The sequence below is a fragment of the Nocardia sp. NPDC051321 genome (assembly GCF_044455225.1).
Taxonomy (GTDB): Bacteria; Actinomycetota; Actinomycetes; order Mycobacteriales; family Mycobacteriaceae; genus Nocardia.
Genome location: NZ_JBITEM010000007.1, coordinates 84812 through 111670, shown reverse-complemented (window position 1 = coordinate 111670; position 26859 = coordinate 84812). Strand labels below are relative to the sequence as shown.

At 68.5% G+C, this 26859-nt stretch carries 23 protein-coding genes; 20 read left to right on the top strand and 3 right to left on the bottom strand.

The window, feature by feature from the left end:
• Positions 1-65: 65 nt before the first annotated feature.
• From ACIA8C_RS17975 to ACIA8C_RS17895, 17 genes are all read left to right on the top strand, one after another.
• Positions 66-2468 carry a RelA/SpoT family protein gene (locus tag ACIA8C_RS17975; RefSeq protein ID WP_397135898.1) on the top strand — a complete coding sequence of 801 codons (2403 nt, stop codon included), beginning with the start codon at positions 66-68 and terminating at the stop codon, positions 2466-2468.
• 424 nt (positions 2469-2892) lie between these two features.
• A complete protein-coding gene (locus tag ACIA8C_RS17970) occupies positions 2893-4521 on the top strand; it encodes a cutinase family protein (protein WP_397135896.1) in 1629 nt (542 codons plus the stop codon).
• A gap of 54 nt (positions 4522-4575) precedes the next feature.
• Positions 4576-5538, top strand: a complete 963-nt coding sequence (locus ACIA8C_RS17965) for a hypothetical protein (protein WP_397135894.1) — start codon at positions 4576-4578, stop codon at positions 5536-5538.
• A 15-nt stretch (positions 5539-5553) separates the two neighbouring features.
• Positions 5554-6432: a MinD/ParA family protein gene (locus tag ACIA8C_RS17960; protein ID WP_397135892.1), complete on the top strand. Its 879-nt coding sequence runs from the start codon at positions 5554-5556 to the stop codon at positions 6430-6432.
• Positions 6429-7097 carry a hypothetical protein gene (locus tag ACIA8C_RS17955; protein WP_397135890.1) on the top strand — a complete coding sequence of 223 codons (669 nt, stop codon included), beginning with the start codon at positions 6429-6431 and terminating at the stop codon, positions 7095-7097. Before ACIA8C_RS17960 ends, ACIA8C_RS17955 begins: the two co-directional genes overlap by 4 nt.
• Before the next feature lie 51 nt (positions 7098-7148).
• On the top strand, positions 7149-7445 hold the full coding sequence (locus tag ACIA8C_RS17950; RefSeq protein WP_014351788.1) for a hypothetical protein: 297 nt from the start codon (positions 7149-7151) through the stop codon (positions 7443-7445).
• Positions 7445-7729 carry a hypothetical protein gene (locus tag ACIA8C_RS17945; RefSeq protein WP_396991085.1) on the top strand — a complete coding sequence of 95 codons (285 nt, stop codon included), beginning with the start codon at positions 7445-7447 and terminating at the stop codon, positions 7727-7729. The genes ACIA8C_RS17950 and ACIA8C_RS17945 overlap by 1 nt, the downstream gene beginning before the upstream one ends.
• Entirely contained in the window at positions 7726-8337 is a 612-nt protein-coding gene (locus tag ACIA8C_RS17940; protein WP_397135888.1) for a hypothetical protein, read from the top strand. Before ACIA8C_RS17945 ends, ACIA8C_RS17940 begins: the two co-directional genes overlap by 4 nt.
• Complete coding sequence (locus ACIA8C_RS17935) at positions 8334-9149, top strand: hypothetical protein (RefSeq protein WP_397135886.1); 816 nt, start codon at positions 8334-8336, stop codon at positions 9147-9149. The genes ACIA8C_RS17940 and ACIA8C_RS17935 overlap by 4 nt, the downstream gene beginning before the upstream one ends.
• A 65-nt stretch (positions 9150-9214) precedes the next feature.
• On the top strand, positions 9215-10687 hold the full coding sequence (locus tag ACIA8C_RS17930; RefSeq protein WP_397135885.1) for a hypothetical protein: 1473 nt from the start codon (positions 9215-9217) through the stop codon (positions 10685-10687).
• Between the two features lie 2 nt (positions 10688-10689).
• Positions 10690-12180, top strand: coding sequence for an SCO6880 family protein (locus tag ACIA8C_RS17925; RefSeq protein ID WP_357379408.1), 1491 nt, complete (start codon positions 10690-10692; stop codon positions 12178-12180).
• A gap of 7 nt (positions 12181-12187) precedes the next feature.
• Positions 12188-14560, top strand: coding sequence for a hypothetical protein (locus tag ACIA8C_RS17920; protein ID WP_397135883.1), 2373 nt, complete (start codon positions 12188-12190; stop codon positions 14558-14560).
• 52 nt (positions 14561-14612) lie between these two features.
• A complete protein-coding gene (locus ACIA8C_RS17915; RefSeq protein WP_150406119.1) occupies positions 14613-14921 on the top strand; it encodes a transposase in 309 nt (102 codons plus the stop codon).
• A 157-nt stretch (positions 14922-15078) separates the two neighbouring features.
• Positions 15079-16791: a peptidoglycan DD-metalloendopeptidase family protein gene (locus ACIA8C_RS17910; protein WP_397135881.1), complete on the top strand. Its 1713-nt coding sequence runs from the start codon at positions 15079-15081 to the stop codon at positions 16789-16791.
• 170 nt (positions 16792-16961) lie between these two features.
• Entirely contained in the window at positions 16962-17489 is a 528-nt protein-coding gene (locus ACIA8C_RS17905; RefSeq protein ID WP_397135879.1) for a hypothetical protein, read from the top strand.
• A gap of 39 nt (positions 17490-17528) precedes the next feature.
• Positions 17529-19364, top strand: coding sequence for a type IV secretory system conjugative DNA transfer family protein (locus ACIA8C_RS17900; RefSeq protein WP_397135877.1), 1836 nt, complete (start codon positions 17529-17531; stop codon positions 19362-19364).
• 73 nt (positions 19365-19437) lie between these two features.
• Positions 19438-19824, top strand: a complete 387-nt coding sequence (locus ACIA8C_RS17895; protein WP_397135875.1) for a DUF4913 domain-containing protein — start codon at positions 19438-19440, stop codon at positions 19822-19824.
• A 69-nt stretch (positions 19825-19893) separates the two neighbouring features.
• Here the strand turns inward: ACIA8C_RS17895 and ACIA8C_RS17890 are convergent, their stop codons facing one another.
• Positions 19894-20454 carry a hypothetical protein gene (locus tag ACIA8C_RS17890; protein ID WP_397135873.1) on the bottom strand — a complete coding sequence of 187 codons (561 nt, stop codon included), beginning with the start codon at positions 20452-20454 and terminating at the stop codon, positions 19894-19896.
• Between the two features lie 402 nt (positions 20455-20856).
• A complete protein-coding gene (locus ACIA8C_RS17885) occupies positions 20857-21735 on the bottom strand; it encodes a peptidylprolyl isomerase (RefSeq protein ID WP_397135871.1) in 879 nt (292 codons plus the stop codon).
• A 185-nt stretch (positions 21736-21920) separates the two neighbouring features.
• Between ACIA8C_RS17885 and hisS the strand changes: the two genes are divergently transcribed.
• Positions 21921-23198 carry a histidine--tRNA ligase gene (gene hisS, locus ACIA8C_RS17880; RefSeq protein WP_397135869.1) on the top strand — a complete coding sequence of 426 codons (1278 nt, stop codon included), beginning with the start codon at positions 21921-21923 and terminating at the stop codon, positions 23196-23198.
• 14 nt (positions 23199-23212) lie between these two features.
• On the opposite strand, the gene ACIA8C_RS17875 is transcribed toward hisS, so the two are convergent.
• A complete protein-coding gene (locus tag ACIA8C_RS17875; protein ID WP_397135867.1) occupies positions 23213-24319 on the bottom strand; it encodes a hypothetical protein in 1107 nt (368 codons plus the stop codon).
• 369 nt (positions 24320-24688) lie between these two features.
• Between ACIA8C_RS17875 and ACIA8C_RS17870 the strand changes: the two genes are divergently transcribed.
• Both ACIA8C_RS17870 and ACIA8C_RS17865 read left to right on the top strand, forming a co-directional pair.
• A complete protein-coding gene (locus ACIA8C_RS17870) occupies positions 24689-25336 on the top strand; it encodes a hypothetical protein (RefSeq protein ID WP_397135865.1) in 648 nt (215 codons plus the stop codon).
• Positions 25337-25798: 462 nt separating this feature from the next.
• A complete protein-coding gene (locus ACIA8C_RS17865; protein ID WP_397135863.1) occupies positions 25799-26809 on the top strand; it encodes a malate dehydrogenase in 1011 nt (336 codons plus the stop codon).
• Positions 26810-26859: the final 50 nt, after the last annotated feature.

Sequence of the window (26859 nt, the reverse complement as noted above, 5' to 3'; positions counted from 1 at the left end):
GGCGGCAGTCGGCGTACCCACGGAGGGACCGTGAGCGCCGCAAGCGGGCACTGAGAGGTGGTGGCATGACTCAGCACGTGGGCGAGGCGAACGTCGGGCAATCGGCGGACGCCCCGCAGCCGAATGGCGCCGCCAACGGGGCAGAGCAGCCGCCGAGCACGCAGGCCAGTGCTGCCACGCCGCCGCGTCAGCCGGGCACCTCCGCGGCCGTACCTACCTCCGCGTCGCGCCGAGTGCGCGCCCGCCTCGCCCGCCGGATGACCGGTCAGCGCGGCATCGCCGCGGTCAAGCCGGTACTCGAGCCGCTGGCCAGCGTGCACCGTGAGCTGTACCCGAAGGCGAACCTGACGCTGCTGCAGCGCGCGTTCGATGTGGCCGACGAACGGCACAAGCACCAGTTCCGCAAGTCCGGCGACCCGTACATCACCCACCCCCTCGCGGTCGCCAATATCCTGGCCGAGCTCGGCATGGACACCACCACCCTGGTCGCCGCGTTGCTGCACGACACCGTCGAGGACACCGGCTACTCGCTCGAGCAGCTCACCCTCGACTTCGGCCCCGAGGTCGCGCACCTGGTCGACGGCGTCACCAAGCTGGACAAGGTGAACCTCGGCGCGGCCGCCGAGGCCGAGACCATCCGCAAGATGATCATCGCGATGGCCCGCGACCCGCGCGTGCTGGTGATCAAGGTCGCCGACCGGCTGCACAACATGCGCACCATGCGCTTCCTGCCGCCGGAGAAGCAGGCGAAGAAAGCCAAGGAAACCCTCGAAGTCATTGCGCCCCTTGCCCATCGGCTCGGTATGGCGACGGTCAAGTGGGAGCTAGAGGACCTCGCGTTCGCGATACTGCACCCGAAGAAGTACGACGAGATCGTGCGCCTGGTCGCCGACCGGGCGCCATCGCGCGACACGTACCTGGCGAAGGTGCGCGCCGAAATCGTGAATACCCTTGCGGCATCGCGGATCAACGCGATCGTCGAGGGTCGGCCGAAGCACTACTGGTCGATTTACCAGAAGATGATCGTCAAGGGTAAGGACTTCGACGACATCCACGACCTGGTCGGTATCCGCATCCTGTGCGACGAGGTGCGCGACTGCTACGCGGCCGTCGGCGTGGTGCACTCGCTGTGGCAGCCGATGGCGGGCCGATTCAAGGACTACATCGCCCAGCCGCGCTACGGCGTCTACCAGTCGCTGCACACCACCGTCGTCGGCCCGGACGGCAAGCCACTCGAGGTGCAGATCCGCACCCAGGACATGCACCGCACCGCCGAGTTCGGCATCGCCGCGCACTGGCGCTACAAGGAAACCCGCGGCAAGCACTCGAACGACTCCACCGAGGTCGACGACATGGCGTGGATGCGCCAGCTGCTCGACTGGCAGCGGGAGGCGGCCGACCCGGCCGAGTTCCTGGAGTCGCTGCGCTTCGACCTGAAGTCGCCGGAGATCTTCGTGTTCACCCCGAAGGGCGACGTGATCACGTTGCCGCAGAAGTCGACCCCGGTCGACTTCGCGTACGCCGTGCACACCGAGGTCGGGCACAAGTGCATCGGCGCCAGGGTGAACGGTCGTCTGGTCGCGCTGGAACGGCAGCTGGAAAACGGTGAGGTCGTCGAGGTGTTCACCTCGAAGGCGCAGAACGCCGGGCCGAGCCGCGACTGGCAGAACTTCGTCGTCTCGCCGCGCGCCAAGGCCAAGATCCGGCAGTGGTTCGCCAAGGAGCGCCGCGAGGAGGCCCTCGAGAACGGCAAGGAGCAGATCTCCAAGGAGGTCCGCCGCGTCGGCCTGCCACTGCAGCGGTTGATGAGCGTCGACGCGATGACCGCCGTCGCGCACGAACTGCACTACACCGACATCTCCACCCTCTACACCGCGGTCGGCGAGCATCAGGTCTCCGCGCATCACGTGGTGCAGCGCCTGATGGCGCAGCTCGGCGGCATCGGCGACGTGGAGAACGAGCTCGCCGAGCGGTCCACCCCGTCCACCACGCCGAACCGGCAGCGGACCACCGGCGACGCGGGCGTGCTTATCCCCGGCGCGTCCGGCACCGTCGCCAAGCTGGCCAAGTGCTGCACCCCGGTGCCCGGTGACGAGATCATGGGCTTCGTGACCCGCGGCGGCGCGGTGAGCGTGCACCGCACCGACTGCACCAACGCGGGATCGCTGCGCGATCAAGCCGAACGCATCATCGAGGTGTCCTGGGCGCCGTCACCGTCCTCGGTGTTCCTGGTCGCCATCCAGATCGAGGCGCTCGATCGCACCCGCCTGCTCTCCGATGTGACGAAGGTGCTGGCCGACGAGAAGGTGAACATCCTGTCCGCCTCGGTCACCACGCACGGCGACCGGGTCGCTATCAGCAAGTTCACCTTCGAAATGGGCGACCCGAAGCATCTGGGGCATCTGCTGAATGTGGTGCGGAATGTGGAAGGCGTCTACGACGTCTACCGCGTCACCTCCGCCGCGTAGCGCGCGAATGCGCGAGGCCGCTTGGAGCGCTTGCGAGTCACGAATGTGCGAGGCCGCTTGAAATAGTCCGGGGTGGTCATCTCCCCTTGACGTGTCAATTGTTCTGTGCTCGGCAACCTCTCGGCGAACCATCCGCGAAGCCCGCGATATCTGCACGAATGCCGAAGCCTTCGGGCGAACGGAAGATGGAGTCCCGGTAGGGAATTCGGGTGACCGGCGGGTCGCCAGGCGGTTGCTCTCGTTTTCGGACCATCGGAAAGTTGCCGGGCGATGTTGCCCGGCACGCGGGAATGTGTGAAACCCGTTTCGGCAGTTCATGGAAAGTTTTCGGCGATGCCCCAGCAATAGTCGGAATCTGTTACGGTCTATTGCGTTTCATGGCGTTTAGGGTAACTGCGGCAACACGGATTGATTGCGGATCGCTATGACAAAGTATGCGGCAAGCGTTGCGGGGGTGCTGACAGCACTCACCGTGACCGTGGCTACGGCGGGTACCGCCGTGGCCGGTCCGCCGAATCCCGCAGGCCCCTCGACCAATATCGCGCTCAGTGCGTGTCCGGCATTGTACGCCTTGGGAATTCAGGGCACCGGCGAATCGTCACCGGATGCCGCACCGTCTACCGACACCGGCATGCTGTCCACGGTCTTTCGCCCGATGCTGGCCAAGGCCACCGCTCCCGGACTGGTCGATCGAGCCTATGTGCCTTACGAATCCGGCTTCGGCGGCGCGACGCCGGGAGGCGCGGCGCCCTACTCCCAATCGGTGACGGGCGGGCTGGCCAGGCTGCGCACGATGGCCAAGGCGGTCGCCGATCGCTGCGCCGACACCAGGTTCGCGGTGGTCGGCTATTCGCAAGGCGCACACGTCGCCTCGATGTTCGCGCAGGAGATCGGGCAGGGCAAAGGCGTGCTCCCGGCCGACAAGGTCGCGGCGGTCGCGCTGTTCGCCGACCCGACCCGCAACCCGGGCGCGCCGCTGTTCCCTGGCTCGCCGGGCAAGGCCTCGCCGGATCCGGCCCCCGGCACCACGGGCGATGATCTCGCTGCCATCGCCGCGCTGCCGCAAGCGCCCGCCACCGGCGGCGGCATCGGCCCGGACCGCGACATCGCCGCCAACTTCGGCGCCCTCACCGGCCGCGTGGCCAGTTTCTGCGCGGCGGGCGACCTCGCCTGCGACGCACCGCAGGGCGCACCGATCCTGAAGGCCGTCACCAATGTCGTCGGCCAATCCACTTTGAGCGGCGGCGACCCGATCGCCTCGCTCACCTCCATCGCCCAGGCGCTGGCCTACACGTCGATCAAGACCGCGACCAAGGTCGCCAACGAAGACGTGCAGGGCAACTCGCTCGCGACGCTGGCCATCTCGCCCAAGAAGTCGATCTCCCAGCGGCTCGCCGACGCCGCCGACCCGCGCACCCCACTCGACCTCCCCGGTGCGCTGCAGGCGCTCCTGAAGGTCGGCATGATCGGCCTGAACGCGGTCGTCAGCGTCGTCAAGACGGTCATCAACCCGTCGACCATCGCCGAACTGGCCACCGCGGGGTTGGCGAATCCGCCCGCCGCGCTGCTGTCGCTCGGCACGAAATTGGCCGGCGCGGTCGCCCAGTTCGTCCCGCCGACCACCGGCGCCCGCTTGGTCACCCAGGCGTTCGACGCGGTCGTACAAAACATCACCGACAACAGCGAACTGCTGAACACCGCCACCTGGGTGCGGTACTGGGACACCGTCCAGCGACACGGCGCGTACAGCACCGCGACGGTCGCCGCGAACGGCGACGCGCCGACAACATTCGTCGCCGACTGGTTCGCCGCGATAGCCAACGACATCGCCGGTAAATTCGGCGCGAACGGCAGGCCGCTCGGCGGCGCGGACAAGCCGCCGACGGGATTCTTCGGCGAGCAATCCGGCGCGTCGACTACGCCGAATGTGTCCGGTACGGGACAATTTCCGTTCGGGACAGGAGCCGAAGGCGCCTCATCCGGCGGCGCGACGTCGATTCCGCCCACCGATCGACCCGGCACACCCAACACCTACCCGTTCTCCACGAACTGATCGCCGAGAGGGTCCGACGATGAGCCATGTGCCTCGCGCAGCGGGAATGGGGGAATGTTGAAGTCGTACAAAGAACTGTCTCGTTGGTATGCCGCCCTGGAGCCGGAAACGGCACCGGTGCCGCCCGCGGCGAATTCTGTACATCTGGACGACGACGGCCCGGCCCGGTACCCGCACTACATTCGCGACGAGCCGCAGCCCGAGGTCCCCGCGGACCTGTCGGCGCAGCGCAGCGAATTCACCGGCGGCTGGTCGGACTGGGTAGGCCGGGCACCGGGCCCCGACGACGACTACACCCCGCGCGACGCCGACCTGGTGCGTTTCCCCTGGCCCGACGACGATGACTACGACGACCAGCTGGACGAGCCGCGACCGCGCTCGTCCAGCGCCTTGCGAGTGCAGGCCCGAACCCGTGGTTCGCGCCGCGTCCGGGTGTTCGTCGTACTGGTCATCGCGGTGCTGCTGCTCGGCGCGGCGGCCGCGGGCGTGCTGTTCCTGCTGCACTCCGCCAACAGCCGGGCCGCGGCACCGCGACTGCCCGCCTCCTCGGCCTCGGTGCAGTTCACCGCGGGCAGCGCGCAGGCGGGCGTGAGCACCGACAGCCTGCGCGGCAAGTCGCAGGCCGGGGTCAGCACGCCGCGACCAGCAGGCGCCTGCCCGACCGAGCGCACCGCGACGACCGTGCGCGGCGCCGAAATGGGCAGCACCGCAACGGGTCCCGACGCTATCCTGGCGTTCCAGTACGCGTACTACGTCGAGCGCTCCGGCGAACAGGTCCGGCAGGTCGTCGCGCCGGAGGCCACGGTCTCGCCCGCGCCGACCATCCAGCGCGGCATCGATACCATCCCCGCGGGCACCACGCACTGCGTGCGGATCGTGACCCTCTCGGACAACAGGTACTCGGTGGAGGTCACCGAGTACCGCCCCGGCGGCGTGCCCGCCACGTACAACAAGCAGACGGTCACCACCGCGGTGATCGACGGGCGCACCCTGATCACGGGTATCGCGGCCGGATAGAGAGAGCAGGAAGCGATGGGCGAGGACTGGAGCCGCTGGCTCGACGAGGCACCCGAACAGGGTGAACCGTCGGGCCGGCCCGTGCGCTCCAAGGCTCCGGTGGTGCGATTGCGGCGCGGCAAGGGCGGCGGTTCCGGTGCGGAACAACCGTTGCAGCGCCCCATCCTGGTGGTCGGCGGTTGTGGTGGCGCGGGCACCACCACCACGGCACTTGGTATCGCGGGCGAGCTCGGCATGGCAGGCACCCCGACGGTCGCGGTCGACGCGACCGCGGCGGGCAGCGACCTCGCGCTGCGCGGCGCGGACGAGCACCTGCACCCGATCAGCCTGCAATCGTGGCTGTACGGGCGCGGCGACGACGAACCGGCACCGCTGAAGGAATGCCTGTCGCGCGCGACCTCCGGAATCGGTTTACTGTGGCGCGATTCCGCGCCGCTGCGCAGGCGTGCGACCTATCTCACGGTGGCCCGCGCGGTCTACGACGCGGGCTTCACCGCGGTCTACGACGGCGGCAGCCCGATAGCCGGGCGGCAGCTGCGCCCGCTGCTCGACGACGCCGATGTTGCTCTGGTACTTGCCATTCCGGCCCGCGCCGATGCCGCGAACCGGCTGCGGGTCACCCTGGAATGGCTCGACGACCAGTTCGGCGACTCGACCGAGGGGCAGGGCGGCGGCATCGTCGGCGACACCACAATCGTTGTCTCACACCAGCATCCGGGCACCGAGTCGGGCGTAGCCGAGCATTTGCGTGAGCACCTGTCCGGCTGGGTCCGCGATATTCGAGAGATTCCCTACGACCCGCACCTGGCCAGGGGCGAACTGGTCCGGCACGCGTCGTTGGCCCTCGATACGCGCCGGGCTTATGGGCGCCTGCTCGCCGGGGTGGCATCATGACGGCCGCTATGAAGTTTCGACGTCACACCGAATCCGCGCCCGCGGGCGTGGTCGCCCCGCCGGAGTCGCGCCGCGCGGCGATCTGGGACCGTCCGGTGCCCGGGGTCGGCCGGGCGCCGTTGGTGTGGATCATGGGCGTGCACGGCGGTGCCGGAGCCAGTAGCCTCGCGCACGTGCTTGCGCCCGCGGCGGATTCGGGCCGCCGCTGGCCCGGCGTCTTCGACCGCGAGTCCCCCTTCGTCGTGCTGGTGGCCAGAGAGACCATCGCGGGCCTCACCCGCGCGCATGACTTACTGCGCCAACATCATTCGGGTTTCGCCGGATCCTGCGAGGTGCTCGGGCTGATCACCGTCGCCGCGCGACCGGGTCGGCTGCCCGCCGAGATCCGCCGCTACCGCGACGTGGTCGGTTCGCTGGCCGGCCAGCTGTGGCAGGTCCCGTGGTATGAGGAATGGACGCTGGTAGAACCGGAGAAGCTGCCCGTGTGGGCGCCCGGTGACGCGCTGCCACCGAAGAAACGCAAGATCGACCCCTTGGAAGAGGTACCGCTCGATGTCAGGGAGCTCGGCGCCGACATCGTCGCGGCGGCTCGAACGGCACTGGAGGAGGCCAAACTCGACGATCCGGCGCAGGACCGGGCCAGCAGAAAGCCACCCGATCAGTGAACTCATGCATCGAATCGGCGACGACTCAACTACTTTCGAGAAAGGCACCCGATGAGCACGATTCTCCTCGCCGTGCAGGACACGTACGGCACCGTACTCGCGCAGGTCGGTAACCCGACGCCCGAGGCGCCGCCAGGCTCGGAGAAGATCCTGCAGCTGGTGCGCTACCTGACCTGGTTCGTGCTGCTGTCCGGCATCTGCGGAATCACCTACGCGGGCGGCAAGTTCGCGTGGGAGAAGTGGACGGGTGGCGGACTCGAGTCGCCGAAGATGGTGGCCGGCGCCATGATCGGCGGCGTCGTCGCGACCAGCGCCGGCACCATCATGAACGCCGTTATTGGAACCTGATGTCCGACATATCTACCGTGCGCGCGTCGGCAGCCGAGCTGCTGGCCTACAAACAGATGCCCGCCGAGGTACTGGAACCTCTCATGCAGCTGCTCAACTGGCTGCTGTGGTTCGTCCTGCTGGTGTGTCTGGCCTGGATGATCGTCTCCGCTGGCAAGCTGTGGATCTCGTTCCGCAGCGACCTGGCGATGAACGACGCCTCGCACGGGGTGCTGATGAGCCTGCTCGGGGCGATAGTGGCGAGCACAGCGTCGGGAATCGCGCTGGCTTTCTTGCCGACATGAGCGCTCGATGGGGGACTGCGGGCGCGGTCGGCGCGGTGCTGCTGATCGCGGCGGTCGGCTGTGGCGGTGGCGACGACCGATCCGGGCCGGAGCTGTCGGCGGTGCCGACCGGCGTGCGGTGGCAGCCGTTCCAAGGCGTGCCGCTGCCGCACACCGACCAGGGGCCGAAGTCGGAAGCCGACGGTGCCGCAACGGGTTTCGAGCATTCGCCGCGCGGTGCCGGGATCGCCGCGATCACCCACGCGGTGCGGTTGGCGGTGGCTTCGGACAGTCAGTGGGCCAAAGTCGCGGCGCGGGAGGTGGTTCCGGGTACCGCGAAGGACGAGTGGGCGGTGAATCGGATCCAGCTGTCGATCACCGGGCCTGCCACTCCCGACTACGCGCCGCGCGTGCTCGGCTACCGGGTCACCGGGTACACCGACCAGCGCAGCACCGTCGACGTGCACACCGAGTACTCGGACAACTCCAAGGCGGTGAACCACACCATCGTCGAATGGTTCGGCCAGGACTGGCGGTTACGCCTGCCCGAGCCGGGCGCCACCGCTAGACCGATCGACGCGATCGACGTAATACCTGATGACTCAGTGAAATTGGAGGCACCGAAGTGACCGAGAAGGGGTCTTACGCGCGTGATCGCGTCTCCTTCGGTGCTGTCGCGTCCGCAGCTGTGCTGGCGCTCATCGTGATCATCGGAATCGTCATCTACGTCACCCGCGACGACGGCGGCCCGACGGGCGCCGCGCCCGCGCCCGCCGCATCACCCGGTGGCACCGGCTTCGCCGCTCCCGAGGTCGATATCCTCGGCCGGCGCGTCGATGTGCCGAACAACCCTGCCGGGCAGCCTCTTTCGCAGGACCCGACCCGGCAGCGCAAGCCGTCCGACCCGGATTGGCTGACTCAGGCGCCGGAGGGCACCACCGCGCCGCACGGCTGGCAGCGGGTCTACGGCGCCTCCGTGCCGTTCTCCACCTCGGACGGCCCGGCCCGCATCGAAGACGGCCTGGCCGTTGGCTATTCGCACACGCCGCAGGGCGCGGTGCTGGCCGCGGCACAGATCACCTACCGGCTCAACGCCCGTCCGGCCGACCGCGATCTGTACGTGACCCAGGTGCGCGTCTCGGCCCAGCAGATCGCCGCCTACGACAAGGCCCTCGGCGGCAACAAGCTGCCCGAACAGCAGCCGGAGAAGGTCACCAAATACTTCGTCGCGTCGGACGCGTTCAAGGTCGACGACTACGCCGACGACCTGACCATCGTCCGGCTCGCCTCGCGCGGGCCGGTGGTCGACGGCAAACAGTTATGGGCGGCGATCCGCCTGGTCATGGTCTGGGATGCCGGGGACTGGCGACTCAAGCCATCGACGTCCAATACCGCACAAACCGAGTACGTCGAATCGCTGAGCGGGTGGACGAAATGGTGAGCACGATGGGAAAGGCACGACGAGAACTTGATGGCCGACCTGCGGAGCAGCGAGGGGTGCAGACAATGGTGAGGCGACTACTCACGATCTTCGCGGTCATCTTCACGGTGATGATGGCGACGCCGACCATCGCCTATGGACAGCAGTACGGCTTCGACGAGACGTGCAACGAGATCCACGACACGCTCGACAATGTCGGCCTGCCAGGCATCTCCCTCGGCGACGCCGCCTCCGCCGCGTGCAAGGCGGGCAATGCCGCCTCGCATCCGGGTCAGGCGGCCACCGCGGTGAAGGACAAGGCCTGGGACTCGACCTTCGGCAAGGTGGTCGACTCGCTGATGAACGGCCTCGGCGAGGCCATCATCCTGGCGCTGACCTTCTGGATGAAGGTGCCCAACGAGGCGGCCAGCGACTCGGGTTCGCTGTTCACGAAGATCAACGATTACACCTATCAGGCGCAGATATTGCTCTTGATAGCCTCGGTGATCCTGTCCGGCGCCCGCTTGGCCGAAGCCAGACGCGGGGCCACGATGAACGAGGCCGCCGAATCGTTCCGCATGTTCGCCAGAGTGGTATTCAGTTCCTGGATGCTCGGCGCGGTGATCGTCGCTGGCACCCAGGCCTCGGATCGCTTCTCCGAGTGGATCATCAACGACTCGACCAACGGCAACGCCAAGGACCTGGCCGAGCTGATGGTGAAAACCAGTAAGCTGCAGGCGTTTTCGCCGGGCCTGGTGTTGATCATCGCGATTGTCGGGCTGCTCGGCGCGCTCGCGCAGATCGTGCTCGCCATCGTCCGGCAGGGGCTGCTGATCATCGCGGCCGGTGTGCTGCCGCTGGCGGCGGCCGCGTCCGGGATGAACGTCGGAAAACAGTCCTATCAGAAGCTGATCGGCTGGATCATCGCGTTCATGCTGTGGAAACCGGTGGCCGCGATCGTCTACATGATCGCGTTCACCACTGCGGGACATGTGGATTCGCTGACCAGTACCAACGGCCTGCCGGATGGTGAACAGGCGCAACGCATGTTGGTCGCGATCGTGCTGCTGTGCAGCGTGGCGTTCGTGCTGCCCGCGCTGATGCGGTTGGTCACGCCCGCGGTCGCGATCGTCGGCAGCGGCGGTTCCGGTCTCACCGCGACCGGCGGCACCCTGCTCGCCGTCGCCGGCCTCGGCGCCATGGGCACCAAGGCAGTTGGCGTCAAAGGCACCGCGGCGTCGGGCGCGCCGGGCTACGTCGGCGGCAGCGGCGCGGGACCGCGTCCGCCGGGTGGCGCGGGCGGACGCGGCGGCGGCGCACCACGACCGACCCCGCCGCGCGGTGGCGGCGGACCGGCCGGCGGTGCGGCACCGCGCGCCTCCGGGCCCGGCGGCGCGGCGGGAGTACCGTCCGGTGCGGCACGGGCGGCGGGCCGGATCGGCGCGGCCCGCGCCGCGACGAGCAGCCTGAACCGTGCGGACCAGGCAATGGGTGATGTGGCCGGTGACCGTTGGGCGAATCGCTCGCCCGACCTCGGGAGGAGCACCATTCCGCGATGACGATGACGACGAACGATACCTACGAGCGTCGCTCGTACGGGCTGTGGCAAAAGCCCCGCAGCGCAGGCCTTTTCGGGTTGCGCTGGGAAGAGACCGTGATCGGCTTCGTGGTGGTGATCACCGCGTTGATCACCGCGATGGTCGGCGGCTTCAAATGGGGTCTGATCGTCGGAGTCACCGGCGTCGTGATCATGGTTCCACTGGTGTGGCGGACGGGCGGCCGATCGGGCTACGAGACGGGATTGATGATGTTCAACTGGATGCGCTCGCGCAAGAACGGCGAGCACGTGTACCGGGGTGGCCGGTTCTCCCGGATACCGGGCGGGGTCACCCGCCTGCCGGGGCTGCTCGCGCCGTCGAAGCTCTACGAGGGCATCGACGCGGGCGGGTACAGCTTCGGCATGATCCACCTGCCGCAGTTCGCCCAGTACACGGTGGTGCTGCGGGCTTGGCCGCAGGGCCACGAGGCGGTGGATCAGCCGGTGATCGATCGCTGGGTATCGGCGTGGGGCACCTTCCTCGCCTCGGTGGGCCAGACCAGTGACATCGTCGCGGTCGTCCCGGTCATCGACACCGTGCCGGAGACCGGAAACCGTTTGCTCACCGAGGTTTCCACGATCACCCGGCCGGAGGCGCCGGAGCTGGCGCAGCAGGTGATGTACGAGCTCGCCACCGAGCTGCCGCAGGAGCGGGTGCAGTTGCTGCCCCGGGTGGCGATCACCTTCAAGGCCACCACCGCCGAGCGGCGCAAGAACCCCGCCGAGGAGGCGGTCGAGATCGGCCGCCGCCTGCCCGGCATCTGCGCGGCGCTGGCCGAGGCGGGCGTGCGCGCCCAGCCGATGTCGGCGGACGAGGTCATCTCGTTCATCCGGCGCAGCTACGATCCGGCCTCGCAGGCCGACCTGGAGGTCGCGTCGAGCGAACCCGATGGCCACGGGCTGGATTGGGCTGACGCGGGCCCGGTGTCGCACGACGAGAAGTGGGATCACTTCGTGCACGACGGTGGCCGCTCGGTCACCTGGGAGATGGACGCCGCGCCCGAGGGCGCGGTGGACGAGCGGGTGCTGCAACGACTGCTCGCGCCCAATCCCGAAGTGCCACGCAAGCGCATCGCCATCGTGTACCGGCCGCATTCGGCCGCCGACGCCGCCGAGATCGTCGACGACGACTTCAAGAACGCGCTGGTGGCCCAGCAAAGCGAGCGCGGCGTGGTCTCCGCGGCGGCGACCCTGCGGGTGGGCGCCACCCAGCAGGCCCGTGAGGAGCAGGCCAGGGGTCACGGTGTGACCCGCTTCGGGGCGTTGGTGACCATCACCGAGCCCCTGCGCGGCGACCTGCCGCGTATCGAAGCCATCACCCGCGACCTGTCCACGCAGGCGCGGTTGAAGATTCGGCGGTGTTACCGCTACCAGGCGGCGGCCTTCGCGGCCTCGCTCGGTTGCGGGGTGATCCTGCCGGAGCACGCGACTATTCCGAAGGCACTGGCGGGGTGAATGATTTATGGCACGTGACAACGAGCCACCCGTACGGGACCGCGACGAGCCCCCGGCTCGGCGCGGCAGGCGGCGCGACGAGGCCGAGCGCGACGAGTGGGGCGAGCGCCCGGCGGCCGAGCGCGGTCGCCGCGTGCGCGAACGCTCCGGTATCGAGGAGATGCCCGACCGCGCACGGCGATTCGGCAGGGGCGCGGCGCGAATGAGCGGCGATGACCGTACGGGACTGGACGAGGCGACGGAGCGGGACCGCGCGCGGGAGGCGGCCGAGCGACGGGCGCGGTCCGAGAGCGCCCGCGCCGACGGGTCACGTGCCGAGCGGTCACGCGCCGAAAACGGCCGGGGCGAGCGCAGTTCGGACCGCGCCCGCGGGGACGCGGCCAGGACGGCACGGGCCCGCGACGGTGAGCGGCCTGCGCGCGGCGAGCGTCCGTCGCGATCGCAGCAGCCGGATTCGCGGGCCGGGCGCACGGCCCGCAACGGCAAGCCGGAGCGCGGCGTGCAGGACCGCAACGGTTCGCGATCGGGTCGTAATCCGCAGCGCCCCACCAGGACCGACTACACCGCCGACCGTGCCATGGGCACGCCGGTGATGGACAAGGCGGCCCTGCGCGCGAAGGCCAAGGCCGACCGGCGCAAGAACTCCGGCCCGGCGCTGCTCGACGAGCCGACCAGGGCCAAGCTGGAGATGATCGTCCGCGAGCAGACCGGCCTGCGGGCGGCGTTCGCGCAGTTCCGGATTCGCACCGACGACATCCGCCGCCGCAACTACGCCGCGCGCGCCGAACAGGTCTTCGAGGACGGATTCGACCGCAGCACCGCACAACTCACCGATCGCGGCTACGCGGGGGAGGGCGGCGGCCGGATGAACGTGGTCGGCCGTCCCGTCGAATACCGTGCCACCACAGCGCAGGTCGCCGGCCTGTGGCCGTGGTCGGTCGGTGCCGGCGCGCCGCTCATCGGCACCCCGCTCGGCTCGCATCTGCACACCGGAGCGCCGGTCTGCTTCGATCCGATGAACTGGTTCATGCGGGGCAGCTTCATCACCGCGCCGAGCCTTTTCGTGCTCGGCCTCAACGGTTTCGGTAAGTCGTCGCTGGTGCGCCGGATCGTGCTCGGCGGCATCGCCCAGGGCATCACGCCGCTCATCCTGGCCGACGTCAAGCCGGACTATCGCAAGATGGTGGAGCTGGTCGGCGGCCAGGTGATCGATCTCGGCTACGGCCACGGCAAGCTCAACCCGCTCGCCGCTGGTGTGCTCGGCGCGGTGGTGCCGCGCCTGGATGACCATCCCGCGCTGCAGATTCAGGTGCTGCAAGACCTGCGGGCGCGTCAGGTGACGCTGATCGCGGGTCTGGTCGAGCTGGTCCGTGGCGCCAGGGTGCGCGACTACGAAGAGACGCTCATCGCCACCGCGCTGCGCATCCTGTACCAGCCGGCCGAGGGGACGGCAGCCGACGGAGTCGGCGGGATGGGTAAGCACTGCGGCTACACCCCGGACCAGCCGCCGATCATGGAGAACCTGCTCGAGGTAATCGTCGCGGGCGGTGAGGAATTGATGCTCGACGCAGGCGCCGACGACGCCGACGAGTACAACACCGCGATCAAGAACCTGCGTCGCTCGCTGCGCGCGCTCACCCAGGGCCCGTTCGGCGCGATCTTCAACGGGCAGACCTCGGTGCCGATCGACACCGGTGCGGTCGCGGTCTGCATCGATGTCTCGCACATCCCGACCGGCGACAAGAAGCTCAAAGCCGCTGTGATGCTTGCCTGTTGGGCGGACGGGTTCGCCTCCGTCGAGGCCGCGCACGTGCTGTCCGACGCGGACCTCGGCCCGCAACGCTACTTCCAGGTGGTGATGGACGAGCTGTGGCAGGTGCTCGGCCTCGGCGACTTCATGGTCGACCGCGTCGACGAGCTCACGCGCCTGCAGCGCGGCATCGCCACCTCGTTGATCATGATCAGCCACACCATCAAGGACCTGCAGGCGCTCGGTTCGGAGGCCGCCATCGCCAAGGCGCTCGGCTTCCTGGAACGCGCGCGCGCCAAGATCTTCGGCGCATTGCCCGGCGAGGAGGTCAAGCGGCTCGACAGCATCGTGCCGTTCACCTCCGCCGAGGAGCAGATGGTGACCGGCTGGTCCGCGCCGCAGGCGCTGACCGGTGAGGCGCTCAAGCCGGGCCAGCTGCGTCCCTCGCCGCCGGGCACCGGCAAGTTCCTGCTGAAGATCGGTGAGGATCGCAGGCCGGGCATTCCATTCCACATGGAGTTCACGCTCTCCGAGAAGGAGAGCGGCATTCACGACACCAACCAGCGGTTCAGCGAATTCACCGAATCGACTGCCCGCGGGACGGATTCGCCGAGCGGGAGCGCCGCATGAGAGATCAGCCGAGACGCGGGTTATCGATGTACCGCATCGGGAGGTGTGCCGGATGATGCCGCACCGCTCCTACCGCCGGGTGTCGCCGGAGGTGCGCCAGGCCGCCGTCCAGCAGGTCGTCGCGCTCACCGCGCAGATGAGCAGTGAGTCGGAGGCCTGCCGGGTGGTCGCCGAACAGATCGGCGTGCACACCAACTCGGTGCGCAACTGGGTGCGCGCGGCCGAGGGCCCCAGCCTGGAGCGAATGGACGCCTCCGCCCTACGCCGCAAAGTAGCCCTCCTGCAACAACAATTGGCCGCCGCCGCCGAAATGAACCGCACCCTCGCCGACACCCTCAACGAATCCCGGCGCGGCCAGTGACCCCCACCCCGACCCAAGGCGCCCTGCACCCCGTCTACCGGACCGAGGGTGCCCTTCGGTCGCAGCGACCTGTCCGGCTGGCGGGCGCCTTCGGTCGGTCTGGTCGACTGAACGGCGCTTTCGGTCGGGTGTGGGGGCCGGGGGCGGCGGGGGAGCGGTGACCGGGAAGGCGCTCCTGTGGGGGGCGTTGGGGGCGGTGCTTGCGTTGATGACGCTGGTGGTGGTGATTGTGCTGCCGTCGGTTGACGATCCGTGTGAGGGGGCGTTGCTGCTCGGTACCCAGTCGAATCTGCCGCCGCTGGGTGGTTATCCGCCGGGTGATCCGCGTGCGACGCCGTCGACTCCGCCGGGCACCGAGTATCCGTTCGGTACTCAGGCGAGTCCGGCCGCGGGGGCGGCACCGTCGGGGCCGCAGGCGAATCCGACCAGTGCGGGTGCGCCGTCGCTGGCCGGGGGTGCCGGGCCGATCCGTCGCACCATGCCGCTGGCCGCGGGCACCTTCACGGTGTCGGATGTCTTCGGTGCGCGCGGTGGCACGCACCTCGGCGTCGACCTCGCCGCCGCCGACGGCACCACCATCTACTCGGTCTCCGACGGCCGGGTCGTCGCCGCCGGTCCCGCATCGGGTTTCGGCAACTGGGTCGTCGTCGACTCGGTGGACACCAACGGCCGCGCGTACTCCGCCGTCTACGGCCACATGTGGGACACCGGTGTGCACGTGCACGTCGGCGATACGGTGACCGCGGGCCAGCCCATCGCGCAGGTCGGCTCGGCGGGCGAATCCAGCGGCCCGCACCTGCATTTCGAGATCGTCCCCGGCGGCCGGTTCACCGGCGGGCGCCAGATCGATCCGCTGCCTTGGCTCGACGGTGCGCCGACCCCGGATGTCGGTGGCGCGCAAGCCTTTTCCAACGACCCGAGGTGCAGCCGTGGCTTCGGCAGCGCGGGTGGCGCGCTGGCCGCGGGCAAGGTGCCGCCGGAGCTCGAAATCTGGTATCGCCGTGCGGGTTCGCTCTGCCCGCAGATCACCCCCTCGCTGCTCGCCGCGCAGGGCAAGCAGGAATCCGGCTTCCGCCGCGGCGCCACCTCGCCGGCGGGCGCGCAGGGCCTGGCGCAGTTCCTGCCGAGCACCGCGGTCAGCGTGGACCCGGATGACGGCCAGCCCTACGTGATCGACGCCGACGGCAACGGCACCGCCAGCCTGTGGGACGACGGCGACGCGATCGTGGGGCAGGGCCGCTACATGTGCGCCATCGCGCACAAGATCGTGCAGTGGGAGGCCGATGGCAAGGTGCGCGGCGACGTGACCGCGTTGACCCTGGCCGCCTACAACGCCGGTGAGGGCGCGGTGCTCGCGTCCGGCGGCATGCCGAATCAGGTGGCGGCGCACCTGTCCGAGACCCAGCCCTACGTGGCGAACATTCTCGCGATGGAGGCGCAGTTCCGCGCGCCGGGGGCACTCGGCCGGTTCGATCCCAAGGAGGGCGGCGGCGGCAAACAGATCGTCGAGGCCGCGCACGATTGGCTCGGACAGCCGTACGTCTGGGGTGGCGGCGGCCCGCAGGGGCCCAGTGGCGGCGGCATGGACGGGCCGGGCCTGACCTCTGCCGCGGTGTTCGCCGCCTCGTCCGGCTCGGTGACGTTGCCGCGCACCGCCGAACAGCAGTGGGAGGCCGGTGTCGAGGTGCCGATGGGCAAGATTCAGGAGGGGGATCTGGTGTTCAGCGCGTTCGGCCCGCGCGGGCCCGCGCAGGTCGGCATCTACTCCGGCAACGGGCGGATGATTCAGGCCGTGCCGGGCACCCGTGGTGGCGGTGGGGTCGGTGAGGTGCAGGTGCCGGGAGACAGCCGGGCGAGGAGGGTGATGTGAGGCCCCGATCCGAACACGCTTCGTCGAGACCGCCGAACTGTCGGTCCTTGCGGTTAGCCTGGAAAGACGGCGGCGCGAACGACGGGCCCGGAGGCGGCAGCCTGCGTGACCACGCAGGGCCCCGAGCGCGCCGCCCCTCGAATGCACAGGTACGCGCGAAACTGGTGGTGATGCTGGTGGTGAGCGTCGCGATGCTGGGCGCGGCCTGCGGTCGCGGAGACCGCGCGGACGCGGGATCCGGTGGGGCGCACCCGGCCACGTCAACGACCCGGATGCTCGAGGGCGTGCCCGCACCCGATCCGGTCACGCCCGACGGTGTCGCGGTGGCCGCGCTGAAGGAGATCTACACCTGGCAGCCCGCCACCGAGACTCAGGGCGCGTCCCTGGCGCGGGCTCGGAAGTGGTTGGGCCCCAGCCTGGTTCGCATGCTGGACGGCTCGCCGACCGGGCTGGAGGCGCCGAAGACGACGCTGCAGTGGGCGGATTGGGCCACCGCGAAGGCGAACGTCGAGGCGTTCACCTTCGCCTCCGGCGAGAAGGCGCCCGGCGGCGGCGATCCGAACATGCAGCAGTTCAAGATCGGGATCGAGCAGACCGTCATCTACCCGAACGGCCGCAAGGAACCGCTGCCGCCCGCGACGGTCATCGCCACCGTGGTGCGCACGCCCGACGGCTGGCGGCTCGACGCGTTCCGCTGAACACCAAGACATTTCCCGTACCGAAAGTAGGAGGCAGACATGGCGAAGAAGGTGGTTAAGGATCCGGCCGCGATCGGACCGGACGCGGCCATGATCCTGCTGTACGCCGGCATCGCGGTGGTGGCCACGCTCTGGGTCGCGCTGCATCTGGGCAACATGCTCGCGGTGACCCCGCAGTCCATCCCGATCAACCCGATCGCCATCGTCGCGGATCTGGTCAAGGGCAAACTGCATTGGCCGCGCGCGTCGACGGTGATCGTGCTGCTCGTGGTCCTGGCGCTGGTGGCCTGGGTTGTCATCCGCAAGCGGCTGAAGAAGCGCAGGTCGGTGGGCAGGCTGCCGGTCGACGACAAGGCCGATGTGATGGGCCAGGGCAGCGCCATCGCCCATCTCACCGCGAAGGGTGTGCGGGAGAAGGCCATTCAGCTCGGGGTGCGGCTCGGTAGGGATGATGTGCCCGGCGTGCCCATCGGCATCGGCATCGCCGACGGCGAGATGCTGTACGGCTCTTACGAAGACCTGCATCTCGACATCTGGGGGCCGCGTCAGGGTAAGTCGACCTCCCGGGTGGTCCCGGCCATTCTCACCGCGATCGGTCCGGTGCTGGCCACCTCGAACAAGCGCGACGTGGTGGACGCGACCCGAGATGTGCGGGAAGCCAAGGGAAGTCCGACGTTCGTCTTCGACCCGCAGGGGGTCGCCGGTGAGGAGCCGAGCTGGTTCTGGGATCCGCTGGCCTGGGTCGATGCCCGCCGCGAGGGCTGCGAAATGCGGGCGGCGCGACTGGCCGGGCATTTCGCCGACGGCGACGATGGTTCCGACGCGAAGACGGACGCCTTCTTCGACCCGGAGGCCGAGGATCTGCTGGCCGGGCTGTTCTTGGCGGCGGCCGTCGGCGATCAGAACGGCAGCAGGCCGATCGTGCAGGTGTGGGAATGGGTGACCAATCCCGGTGACACCGAGCCGCTCCTGTTGTTGCGCGCGGCCAGGCACCACTACACAGCGTCGGGCCTCGCGTCCCAGTACAACGCGGACGAGCGCACGCGCAGCGGCATTTTCGGGACGGCCAAGAAGATGATCCGCTGCCTGAAGCTGTCGAATGTGCACCCGTGGATCACCCGCGGCGGTGATCGCCGGGAGTTCGACGAGTTGGAATTCATCGAGCGCAACGGCACCCTCTACAGCCTGTCGCTGGAAGGGCGCGGCTCGGCGGCGCCGCTGGTGAGCGCGCTGACCGAGGCCGTGATCGATGTGGCGATGCGCAAGGCGTCGCAGTCGCTCGGCGGGCGGCTGCCCATCCCGCTGCTCGCGGTGCTCGACGAGGCGGCGAACGTGGTGCGCTGGAAGGATCTGCCCAAGCAGTACAGCCACTTCGGCTCGCGGGGCATCGTCGTGATGACCGTGCTGCAGTCGTGGGCGCAGGGCGTGCGCTGCTGGGGCGAGCCGGGCATGAACGCGCTGTGGGCCGCCGCGAACATCAAGGTGCTCGGCAGTGGGGTTGACGACACGAACTTCCTGCGCGAGCGTTCCGAGGCGATCGGCGACTACGAGGTCGTCTCGGCGTCGGTGTCGGAATCCAAAGGCAGCAAGAGCTATTCGCGTTCGCTCGGCTCGTCGAAGACCTTCAGCGTGCAGGGTCTCGCGCAGTTGCCGCGCGGGCGGGTGATCGTTTTCCCGTCCGGCGCGCCGCCGGTGTTGGTTCGCACCGTCCCCTGGTGGGAGGGCGAGTACGCTGCCGAGGTGACGAAGTCCATCTCGCACCATGATCCGCAGCGCAAGACGGAAATCGGTGACCTGATCCCTGGCACGCCCTCGCTGAGCAAGGGTACGCAGCCGGCGGAGTACGGGCAGATCGAGGAGGTCAGGCCACTGTGACCAAGGCTAGCGAGCGGGCCGCGGGTGCCGGGCCTGCTGTCGCGACCATGACGAGCGGTAGCGAGGCGAAGTCGTGACCGAACAGCAGCAGCAACCCATGATCTACGCGAGCGTGGTGGAGTTCGTCGAGAACTATCTCAGCCTGGTTTATCGGCGTCAGGTCACCGACCTCAGCGACACCGTATGGTGCCCGGAATGGTTTCAGCACGCCGAGGCGGTCGCACGCTTGGACGCGATGTGGCGAGCGTGGGAACACTTCCGGCTCAACGGTGCAACGGGATTGAGCGTGTGGTTCCTCGACCACGCCGATCCGCACATGGCCAAGCTGTTCGATCCCAAGGGGCCGTTCAAATACTGCAGTGTGCGCAACGGGCACAAGGACATGTTGAGCCCGTTGCCGTTGAAGTCGCCGCAGCACGGGATGTTCGGTGATCCGACGATGGGCGATTTCCGCCGCTGAGATAAAGCGAAGGTGCTTACGGGACAGCTGATTCCGTAAGCACCTCGGCTCGTTACGTTGTGGTGCGGACTAGCGTGTGCGCTCCAGACCGCGAGAGCGCGCGTCCTGTTCCTTGGCCCTGGTGACCGCGGGCGCCTCCTCGGAGCGGGTGCGTACCGCCTCGATCGGCGGCTGGCCCTGGCCTACTTCGATCAACATGCGTACCGCGGCGAGTTCCGGTGCGACTCCCATCTTCGCCAAATGCGCGGCGATCGCCATCCGGCGTTCGGGGGAGTCGTACTCCAGCACCTTGGGTTTGGCGTGCGCCGCGGCGGCGATGCCCGCCATGCGGGTCGCTTCGGCCTGCGCCGTGAAGCGGTCCTTCTCCAGCGACACACCACGTTCCGGGATCGGCTTCTCGATCATCCTGGCGAGTTCGGTGTTGCGCGGGTCCTTGGCCTTCGCGTCGCGGGCCTCGCGGATTTGCATCTCGCGGGCCTCTTTCATGCGAGCTTCGGTGACCTTGACGCGCGCTTCGGCTTCCTTTTGACCACGCTCGCGGGTCCGCAGTGCGACCAGGGTCGCAAGCTGCAACATAGTCCTCATCATGGCCGCTGTCTCGCGGCCGATGTCGTCCAGTTCCTCGGACATGGCTGCTCCCCGATGCTGCAGTGATCACTATGGATGTTGTGGTGCTTCGTCTGGACACCGCCAGGGGACTGTAGTCCGTCCGACGATGCCCCGGCTGCAAACGTGGACACCGGGAGAACTGTGTCGCCGCATTTCCCTTGCTCGGGGGTTGCCCGTTAGAGGGGTTGCCACGCTACGCGAACTCCGTGTTTCGAGGTTACCCGAGAAAGCACTGCCGCAACCGTACGGCCGTGCTGCTTATCAGCATATATCGCACAATTCCGACAGGCTTGGTAACTCGCCGGAGGATCTCCGGTCTAAGCCAACCCTTACCGAACTATTAGGGTGCCCTTCATCATCGCGACACGTGTCGGGCCCCGCGCCGACGAATCGGCGCGGGGCCCGTACGGGTTTCGCGGATCGCTAGTCGATGCGCACCGACTGGATGTCCACCGGCTGGCTCGGCTTGCCGTCGCCGGGGCCGTTGGAGTTGTCCTGGCCCGCCTTCGCGATCTTGTCCAGGGTGCCCATGCTGTTCTCGTCGACGGTGCCGAAGATGGTGTAGTTCGGCGGCAGCTGCGAATCGCCGTAGACGATGAAGAACTGGCTGCCATTGGTGCCCGGACCCGCGTTCGCCATGGCGAGCGTGCCGCGCTTGTACGCGATCGGCTGCTGGGCGGCCATCGGATCGTTGGCGTCGAGCTGATCGGTCGGGTACTCGTTGTCGAACTCGTAGCCGGGCCCGCCCATGCCGCTCGCGGTCGGGTCACCGCACTGCAGCACCTTCAGGCCCTCGCTCGCGGTCATCCGGTGGCAGCTGGTGCCATCGAAGAACTTCTGCGACGCCAGGCTGACGAAACTGTTCACCGTGCATGGTGATTCGGCGTTGGCCAAGGTCAGGCCGATCGGACCCTGATTGGTCTCCATGCTGACGCTGACCTTCGCGTCGTTGCCGGTGGTTGGGATGCCGTCGGCCTTGGCCGGCTTGGTCACCGGCTTGTCGGCGGGCTTCTGGCTGTCCTTGTAGACGCAGTTGACCATCGCGGGCTTGGCCGCCGCCGCGGGCGGTGCCGCCGCGGACGGTGCGCTGCTCGACGAGGGCGTGTCCTTGGCGTCGGAGCCGCTGTCGTCGCCCTTGGTCAGCAAATACACGCCGGAGATCGCCGCGACCAAAACGACAACACCGAGCACCGACCCGGCGATCGTGAGTTGCTTGCGCCTGCGTGCGCGCTCGGCCCGGTTGGCGAGCTGGCGCTCCAACTTACGTTTCGCCGCTGCTCGCCGCTGTTCGTTGCTCGGCACTACCACGTTCCTCCCGTGTCCGGTTGTTACGGCATGAGAGTCTGCCATTTATTCCTGAGACTGCTCGACACTTCCTGAGAGCGGTGCGCCTCACACTCGATTCGAAGCGCGCATAACGGACAACGACGGGCCAACGGCGTAACCGGTTGGACTTGACGGGGCGTGGTGGTGAAAACTGGACCATCGTGACCAAGACCAGCAGCTTTTCCGGCCCGAAGGGGATACCGGATTACGTCCCGCCCGGCTCGGCCGAATTCGTCGCGGTGCGCGACGGACTCATTCGCGCCGCCCGACTGGCCGGGTACGGACATATCGAGCTGCCGGTCTTCGAGGACACGGGGCTGTTCGCCCGCGGCGTCGGCGAGTCGACCGACGTGGTCAGCAAGGAGATGTACACCTTCCCCGATCGCGGCGACCGCAGCGTGACGCTGCGCCCCGAGGGGACCGCCGGGGTGATGCGGGCCGTAATCGAGCACGGACTCGATCGCGGGCAGCTCCCGGTGAAGTTGGTCTACGACGGGCCGTTCTTCCGTTACGAGCGCCCTCAGGCCGGTCGATACCGCCAGCTGCAGCAGGTCGGCATCGAGGCGATCGGGGTGGACGATCCCGCGCTGGACGCCGAGGTGATCGCGATCGCCGACGCGGGCTTCCGCGGGCTCGGGCTGGCGGATTTCCGGCTGGAGCTCACCTCGCTCGGCGACGAGACCTGCCGTCCGCAGTATCGGGAACTGTTGCAGGAGTTCCTGTTCGGGCTGCCGCTCGACGAGGAGACCAAGCGGCGCGCCGAGCTCAACCCGCTGCGGGTGCTCGACGACAAGCGGCCCGAGGTGCGCGAAATGACCGCCGACGCGCCGCTGATGATCGATCACCTCTCCGAATCCGCGAAGACGCACTTGGATCAGGTGCTCGGGTACCTGGACGCGCTCGGCGTGCCGTACGTGGTGAATCCGCGGATGGTGCGCGGGCTCGACTACTACACCAAGACCACCTTCGAGTTCGTGCATGACGGGCTCGGCGCGCAGTCGGGCATCGGTGGCGGCGGGCGCTATGACGGACTGATGGCGCAGCTGGGCGGACAACCATTGTCCGGCATCGGATTCGGGCTCGGTGTCGATCGCACCGTGCTTGCGTTGCAGGCCGAAGGCAAGACGGCGGGCGAGGCCGCGCGCTGCGAGGTGTTCGGGGTGCCGCTTGGCGATGCGGCCAAGCAGCGACTGGTGGTGCTCGCCGCGTCGCTTCGTGCTGCGGGGATCAGCGTCGATCTGGCTTACGGCGGGCGTGGCGTCAAGGGTGCGATGAAAGCGGCCGACCGGTCCGGTGCGAAGTTCACCCTGGTGCTCGGGGATCGCGATCTTACCGAGGAGACGATCGGCTTGAAGGATATGGCAACCGGGGAACAGCGCCAGATCCCGATCGACGAGGCGGTCATCGCGATTCGCGAGGCGCTCGACGTTTCCTCGTAGTCGCGGGACCGGGTCTACGGATTCCGGGCGATATCGATGCGCATGGTGTCGCTGTCGCGAACGATGAAGACCCGGTCCTGTGCCACCGACCACCGTTGCGGGATAAGGAAATAACGGTCCGGCGTGGCGGCGAGTAGCCACAGGCCGCTGTAGACGTAGCGGTACTTCTCGCCCGGTGCGGTGATCTCGCCGACGGTGGCGCCGGCACCTTCGATCGCCAGACGTTCGGTGCTGAAGATCAGGACCGAGGAGCGGTCGACGAAATGGGCGGCCTCGGCGCGTTGCGCGTCGCCGTGACCCTGGTGGTCCGCGGCGGCGCCGACGGCCCAGAGGTAGCCGAGGGCGATGAGGGCGATCAGCCCTGTCAGTTGGATCTGAAACGCGTTGCCGGTGACTCGGCGGCGGGCCCGCAGCAACACCGGATACTTGCGGCGCAGCAGTCCCGCGTAGGCGACCAGTATCGCGCCCGCGATCAGCAGCAGTGGCAGCGTGATTCGCGCGCCGCCGAAGTCGAACGACAGCAGCATCGACAGCAGCGCCACCGCGAGCAGCGCCGCGCCGACGGTGCCGATGAGCACCACCCACCGCCGCAGCGTGCGCCGTGGGCGGCGGCTGCGGATGGCGTGCCATTCAGGGAGCTGCTGCACGGAAATCAGCACGACGATCACGAACAGGGTGACCGTCGCCGGGTAAAAGGCCCCGTTGAGACTGCGCAGTAGGTAGTCCTGGGTCGAGTAGCTGAGCATGTTGACGTCGAGGCCGAAATAGCCGAAAAACGCTCGGCTGTAAGCCCATCCGAAGTAATAGAGGACGGCAGTCACCGCGGCCGCTTGCGAGGCGATCGGGGCGAGAAACGACAGCGGCGACGGGATGAGGGCGTTGGACCGCGTCACCGGGAGGTCGTCGGCACGGGAGGTGATGTCGTGGACTTCGGTGCCTTCGCCGTTGTCCAAACAGGAGGGCCCGGTTTGTCTTTCGTAGTCGCGCGGGTCACCGGAGCGGCGGTCGGCGGAATGATCCTCGGGACCGTTGGCGCGCCGGTCGTCCCGGCGGGGGCGGGCCCGACGGTATGCGAGGGCGTTGCCGGGTCGCCGCTCGGGCAGCCCGCCGTGAACAGACACGCACCGAGGGCGACGCTGACCGCGAACCCTGCGGCTGACCTGCTACTTCTCATCGCACACCTCGATTCGAGGACGCCAATTCTCGCAGAGCCGAAGCGTTCCCGAGCCGTTCTGCCCGTTTCTTCGCCGGGTTGTCATCAGCGACCGAGCACCACGATCAACGGGGGCGTTACTCGTGAAATGCCGCCATTGTGTCCCGTCGATCATGAGGTCAGGGCTCGGCGTGATCGAGGCGCGGCGCTCGCACAGTTGGGGGAGTCGACAAACAGAACCGGCGACAACGTCCTCGAAGGGCGCACTCGACCGGGGGTGCGGGGGTAACGTAACTGCGCGCACGACGTGGCGCCGGAGTCGCGGAGAGGTGGGCCTGTGTCGTCGAATTCTGGTGAGCAGCACCCGGACCCACCCATCGGACTCGACCTCGTCGCGCCCGAAATGTACGCGCCCATGCTGCGGCGGCTGGCGCTGGCCGCCGCCGGTATCGGGATCGGATCCGCGCTGCTGGCCGCGACCGTCGTCAGCTGGCCCGTCGCGGTAGCCATCGGCCTGGTCGTCGGCGCACCGACCGTCGGTTACGCGGTCGCCGTGCGTCGGCGCCGAATGTGGATGGCGGGCACCATGATCCATGCCCGCCGGCTGTTCGGTGAGCGTCAGGTCGAGGTCTCCGCGGCCACCGGCGTGGAAGTCTTGATCTTCCCTGCCCGCCTCAGCCGAATCGTGCTGCGCGTCACCGCGGGCGAGATATCCCAAATCGTCCCCCTGGCCATGTACACCGACGCGGGTAGCGGGCGGGAAATGCACCTGCTCGGCCTCCGTCGCCTAGCCGACGCGCTGGCCACCAGCCAACTGGCCGCCGCCGTAGCGGTCTCGGCGCTCCTGGTCCACCAGCTACGCGCCGAAGCCCGCGACGCCGGTCTCCCCGAGCGTCCGCTCTACCGCGCCGTCCAAATGGCTCGCACCAAGGACGCCGTCTCCCCGGTGGTGCTCACCGATCGCGAAGTGGCCGCCCTCACCTGACCTCGCCGCGTGCGTAACCGCCCGCTGCGCGGGTAGTCGCTGGCAATTCGGTGCGCGCCAAGCCAGTTCGCGCGCGGCGATGACATCGGCGGGCGGCCGCTGTGCGGTGTCCGAGGTGGGCGTCGCGCCCTCAGCCGCCTGCCCCGCACTTTATCTGGCGATTCAGTGCCCGTGGGGCTAGTTCGTGTGCGGCTGTGTCATTGGCGGGCGGCCGCTGTGCGATGTACGAGGTGGAGTGTTGCGCGCGTAATCGCCTGCCGCGCCCTCAGTCGGCTGCCGCGCACACTATCGCTGGCAATTCAGTGCACGTGAGACTAGTTCGTGTGCGGCGGTGACATTGGCGGGCAGCCGCGTGCTGGGTGTTTGGGGGTGACTGTCGTGTTGCTCACCGTGTGGTTTTTGGGGCGGTGAGAGTCGTTAGGGTGAAGAACGAGAGTCTGCCTACCCCAAGAGGAGTTTGCTGTGAGCACCGCAGCTCGGACCGCGCCCGTGACCGTCGCCGTGACCGGAGGCGCGGGGCAGATCGCCTACGGGCTGCTGTTCCGGATCGCGTCCGGGGCGATGCTCGGTGCGGATACGCCGGTGCGGTTGCGGTTGCTGGAGATTCCGGCCGCGGTGGCGTCGCTGGAGGGGGTGGCGATGGAGCTGGAGGACGGGGCGTTTCCGCTGTTGGAGTCCATCGACATCAGTGATGACCCGTGGGTGGGATTCGCGGGGGCGAATGTGGCGGTGCTGGTGGGCGCGCGGCCGCGCACCGCGGGGATGGAGCGGTCGGATCTGCTGGCCGCCAACGGCACCATCTTCACCGAGCAGGGTGCCGCGATCAACGCGAGCGCCGCCGACGACGTGAAGGTGCTTGTGGTCGGCAACCCGGCCAACACGAACGCGTTTATCGCGATGAACAACGCGCCCGACGTGCCCGCCGAACGGTTCACCGCGATGACCCGCCTCGACCACAACCGCGCGATCGCGCAGCTGGCCAAGAAAACCGGCGCGCCCGCCGCCGACATCGCGCGAATTGCCATCTGGGGCAACCACTCCGCGACCCAATTCCCGGACATCGCGCACGCCACCATCGACGGCCGCCCGGCCCTCGACCGCATCGGCGACCCGGCCTGGCTCACCGACGACTTCATCCCCACCGTGCAGCAGCGCGGCACCGCGATCATCCAGGCCCGCGGCGCCTCCTCGGCGGCCAGCGCGGCCAGCGCCGCCCTCGACCACGTCCACGACTGGGTCCGCGGCACCGCCGACGGCGACTGGGTCTCGATGGCCGTCCCGTCCGACGGCTCCTACGGCGTCCCCGAGGGCCTGATCAGCTCGTTCCCCGTAACCTGCGCCAACGGCACCTACACCATCGTCCCCAACCTCCCCATCGACGCCTTCGCCCGCACCCGCATCGACGCCAGCATCGCCGAACTCACCCAGGAACGCGACGCCGTAATCGACCTAGGCTTCGCCAAGCGCGCCTGACCCTGCACCGAACGGGCCATGAGGGCGGCGCTACTCGCACTTTGCCGCCA